The organism is Arthrobacter globiformis NBRC 12137, assembly GCF_000238915.1.
Lineage (GTDB): Bacteria > Actinomycetota > Actinomycetes > Actinomycetales > Micrococcaceae > Arthrobacter > Arthrobacter globiformis.
Window position 1 is genome coordinate 1 of record NZ_BAEG01000097.1, and the last position, 4,649, is coordinate 4,649.

At 63.9% G+C, this 4,649-nt stretch carries 3 protein-coding genes; all 3 read left to right on the forward strand.

The annotated features are described in order from the left end of the window. The coding region (locus ARGLB_RS23870) for a hypothetical protein (protein WP_043419971.1) at nucleotides 1-252 on the forward strand (252 nt) is incomplete at its 5' end. A gap of 306 nt (nucleotides 253-558) precedes the next feature. Beyond that, a complete protein-coding gene (locus tag ARGLB_RS19950) occupies nucleotides 559-2,472 on the forward strand; it encodes a bifunctional copper resistance protein CopD/cytochrome c oxidase assembly protein (RefSeq protein WP_003805884.1) in 1,914 nt (637 codons plus the stop codon). Nucleotides 2,473-2,658: 186 nt separating this feature from the next. Next, nucleotides 2,659-4,638 carry a multicopper oxidase family protein gene (locus ARGLB_RS19955; protein ID WP_245531574.1) on the forward strand — a complete coding sequence of 660 codons (1,980 nt, stop codon included), beginning with the start codon at nucleotides 2,659-2,661 and terminating at the stop codon, nucleotides 4,636-4,638. Nucleotides 4,639-4,649 lie beyond the last annotated feature (11 nt).

Consider the following 4,649-nt stretch of genomic DNA (forward strand, 5'->3'; position numbering starts at 1 on the left):
ACCAAAACCGCGGCGGTCACCCTCACCCTCACGGCGCGGACGGTCACCAAACGGCTTACGCTCACCGCCACCGAAACTGCGACGATCGCCGTCGCCCTCACGGGAGCGGAAGCCCCGCGGATCCCCGCCGGAGTTATTGGTCCCCCTAAACGGGCCCCCCTGCCGTCCCCGGTTGCTTCCCGAGTCCCCCCGGTCATTTCCGCCGCGGTAACCGCCGCCCTTGTGCTCAGCCATAGTGGATTCCTCCTGTAGTGAGCCGACCACTGGCGCGATGTGCAGCCGCTCTTGTCCGTGTTTGGTTGTCTTGCGCGACCCGGGGTGAAGCATTCGGTGTCCGCATATCTCTAGCAATTCTAGGTGAGAGGCGGTGCCAGCCACTAACGGCGAGGGCCGTCCACGGGCCGGCGTGTGCATCCTCACAGCGTGGGCTACTCGGTCAGTTGCGGGCCCGCCCGTTTATTCGTGCTTCGGGGCGTCCGGCGGAGCGCATCATCCCACAGGAAAAATCCAAGGAGGCGTGGCAAGACTGGGCCCTACAGCATCCGCCGAGGGGGAACCATGAAGAATTTCCGGACGAAGCCGGAGGCCGCTGCAGCCATGATCCTGGGTTGCGGGCTACTGGCACTGTTCGTTGCCTACTCGACCGAGGCCGGCCAGGAAGCAGCACTCCTTGACCGGACCGGCGCAGCGGTGATCTGGGGGCTTCCTGTTGCCAAGCTTGCTTTCAACGTCGCGGCTGCCGGGACTGTCGGACCTCTTGTCCTGGCGCTCTTTGCCCTTCCCCCAAAAGGAAAAGCGTTCTCGAAGGCACTCGTCCTTGCCGGTATATCGGCTGTGCTGTGGACAGCCGCCTCAGCCGCGATCAGCGTCCTCACCTTCCACTCGCTGGCTAATCTGCCGCTGTTTTCGGAAGGATCCGGCGCCATCCTTGTGAGCTTCCTGACGGACGTCGACGCTGGGCGGAGAAATGCTTTGACCGTCGTGATTACGGCAGCCGTGGCGCTCCTGTGCTTCGGAGTTCAGAGCCAGCGGGCTGTAGCCGTCACGGCTGTGCTGGCTTCCGCGGGACTGATACCGCTGGCTCTAAACTCCCATGCCGCCGGAGGTGCCAGCCACGCCGACAGTACGGTTTCGGTGGTGATGCACATGCTCGCCGCAGCCATCTGGTTCGGCGGTCTGGCGGCGCTCGTCCTGCTGCGGCGGACGCTGGAAACGGAGCTGCTGACCGCGGTCCGGCGTTACTCGACGCTGGCGCTGCTGTCCTTCCTTGCCTTGGCAATCTCGGGCGTGGCGGCGGGAGTGACAGGCATCGGCACGCTTGAAGGGCTGGCCACACCGTACGGCCTGATCCTCATGGCCAAGACCGTAGCTCTGGGGGTTCTGGGCGTATTCGGTTCCCTGCACCGAAAGTGGATCCTTGCCAAGCTGGCGTTGGTCCCGGGCCGGGCACGGACCACCTTCTCTGTCCTGGCGGTGGCCGAACTTGCCGTCATGGCAGCCGCCACTGGGCTGGCCGCTGCGCTGGCGCGCACCCCGCCGCCAACGGTCTCGCAGGCAGCACCCGCCCCGGTGTCCCTCCGTCTTCCGGGTTTTGTGGATCTCCTCAGCAGCTGGAAGCCGGACGCCCTGTGGATCTTCCTGTGTGCCGGCGCTCTGTTCTTGTATGCAGCCGGCGTGCGGCGCGTCAGGAACGGTGGCGGGCACTGGCCCGGTTACCGCGCGGGTCTCTGGGTGGCTGGAGTCGCGCTGCTGTTCCTGGTCACCAACGGAGGACTCCGCGTTTACCAGGAGTACCTGATCAGTGCCCACGTCACCACCCAGATGCTTCTTATCGCCGTCGTTCCGCTCCTGCTGGTTCCGGGTGCGCCGCTGACATTGGCCAGGCTCGGCGCTGCGCCGAGGCAGGACGGGACCATAGGCGGTGCGGAAGCTCTCCTGTTAATCCTGCGTCCTGTTATGAGTGCAACGTCGGCGCCATATATGGCGGCAGCTGGCTTGGCCGCGGTGCTGGCTGCCCTGTACTACACGCCTTTATTGGAGTACTCGTCGCGCACCCAGTTCGGGTACCAGGCAATGGCCATGTTGGCGTTGCTCTCCGGCTGCCTGTTCACAGCTTCCCTTGCCCGCACCACCCACGGCGGCCCTGGATCGTCACTGCCCTCCAGGCTGGCGACCTTAGGTGCCGTGGCTGCGCTCTATACAGCGCACGGCTGGGCCCTCGCCCAACAAGCAGACCAGCTGCCGGACTCGCGGCGGCAGGAGTGGCTGATCACGGTGGGCCAGCCTTGGGACCAACCGGTTTTGGCGGTGGTCGAGCCGGCGGGCATGGCCATGTGGATCATCGCGGCCGGCACGCTTCTTGGCGCGGCGGCGGCTGTGCTGTCCACGTCCCGCCAGCGCCGCGATCCGGTCGCACGGCACCGTTCCGGTACTGAGCGCGACCACAATCTGGTGATGTCTTCTGAGCCCTAATGGGCTTCGCCCCCACGCGGCCCCCTTGGGTGGCTTCCACCCAAAGAAGGCCACCGCCAGCACTGCCTCCCTCAAGGTTTCCGCAGGGTAGGTAATACACCCTTCAACTAAATCAATTGGACTTTCTTTACGACCTCGGAGGTAGTCGTGTCAGTTACACGCCGTCAGGCATTGCAAATAGGTGGAGTGGGGATCATCGGCGCGTTTGGACTGGCCGTCCCCTTGACCTCCGTCAACGCCAAGTCAGCAAGCCAGCTGGCGTCCCGCAACATGCCGAAGCCCTTTCAACGGACACTTCCCATTCCGGAGGTACTCAGGCCCAGCAGCACGGTCGTGGACCCTGACGGCCACAAGCGGCACCTGTACAAGATTGAGCAGAAAGCCGCCCTGGCCAACATCGTGCCTGGCCTCAGCACACCGATCCTCGGCTACAACGGGACATTTCCGGGGCCGACCATCAAGGTGAATCAGGGCGAACGCATCACACTGGAGATGGACAACGTGTTGCCCCTGTTCCACCCGCAGTGGGGGTACCGGCTTGACACCTCCACCCACCTGCACGGGTCGGCGTCGCTGCCGCAGTTCGACGGCTACGCCAACGACCTCACCGGCCTGGGCTACTGCAAGGATTATGAATACCCCAACTTCCAGCCGGCACGGACGCTGTGGTACCACGACCACGCCGTCCACAATACGGCCCAGAGCGTCTACTCCGGCCTCGCTGCCCAGTACCACCTGCACGACGAAGTGGAGGGCAGCATTCTTCCGCAGGGAAGGTTTGACGTGCCGCTCACGGTATCCGACGCCATGTTCGCAGCCAACGGCTCCCTCGGCTACAACGACAACACCCATTCCGGCCTGTGGGGCGACGTCATCCTTGTCAACGGAGCGCCTTGGCCGGTGATGAAGGTCCAGCGCAGGATCTACCGCTTCCGTATTCTCAATGCCTCCATTGCGCGTTCCTACCGCTTCTCCCTGAGCACAGGAGACGCAATGACTATCGTCGCAACGGACGGCGGCCTGATGCCGGCCGCCCAGCAGGTGACCAACTGGCGTCACGGCGGCGCCGAGCGCTACGAAGTCCTCATCGACTTTTCGAAGTATCCCGTTGGCAAGCGGGTCGAATTGCGCAACCTGTCCAACAAGAACAATGTGGACTACGACTTCACCAACAGGGTCATGGCCTTCGACGTAACGGACGAGCCGGTAGACACGTCCGGTCCCGGCGCCAGGGTGCTGCCGACGCTTCTCGCCCCGAGCACGGCCATGAGCCTTAAGACGTCGGACTCTGTAAAGACCAGGCGCATGCGCGTAAAGCGGGACCTGGACGTCTGGACAATCGGCGGCATGACGTGGGACGAGGTGGTTGAGAGTGGCTACAGAAAGGTTCTCGCAAATCCCGACCTCGACGACGTGGAAATCTGGGAAATAGAAAACAGCTCGGGAGGATGGTTCCATCCGGTCCACATCCATCTGGTGGACTTCCAGGTCCTCAGCCGCAACGGGCAGGCACCCTTCGCCCACGAGCGTGGGCCCAAGGACGTTGTCTACGTGGGCGAGGGCGAGACGGTCCGGCTGCTCATGAAATTCGAACACCACCGCGGCAGGTACATGATCCACTGCCACAACCTGCCCCACGAGGACCACGACATGATGGCCCAGTTCAGCGTCGGCATCGACACGAACGACCCAGATCCCAATCATCCAGTGGAGGCCGTAAAGCCGCACCTGATCAACCAGACTGCACCGGCACAAGGGACGGAAGCGCCGGCACCACAGACCACCGAGGCAGCAGAGGTGGCCACACCGGTGACGACCACGCCGGCCACATCACCGGTGGCATCACCACCGGCACCAGCCCCGGCTGCGGCACCTGTGGGACAGAAAGACGTGGTGACCATTACCAGTGCCCGGCACCGGCTGAGGAAGGACATGACCTTCAGCGGTACTTCCAGGTACGCCGGGTCGACGGCAGCAACCTCGGCCACCATCGTGCTGTACGACGTGACACCAGGGCGAGCTGCCGCCCGCTTGGGAACTGTAAAGGCAAACTCCCTCGGGAACTGGACGCTGGCGGTCAAGCCCGGACCTGCCAAGCAGGTCACCGCTGTCAAGGCCGAATCAAGCGCAGGCGGGACAGCAACAGCGAGCGTCAGGACCAGCTGAGAGGGTGTTTT

Bases quoted from the DNA above. Each gene is read 5' to 3' on its own strand.
- ARGLB_RS19950 (WP_003805884.1), top strand. From the start codon at position 559: ATGAAGAATTTCCGGACGAAGCCGGAGGCCGCTGCAGCCATGATCCTG.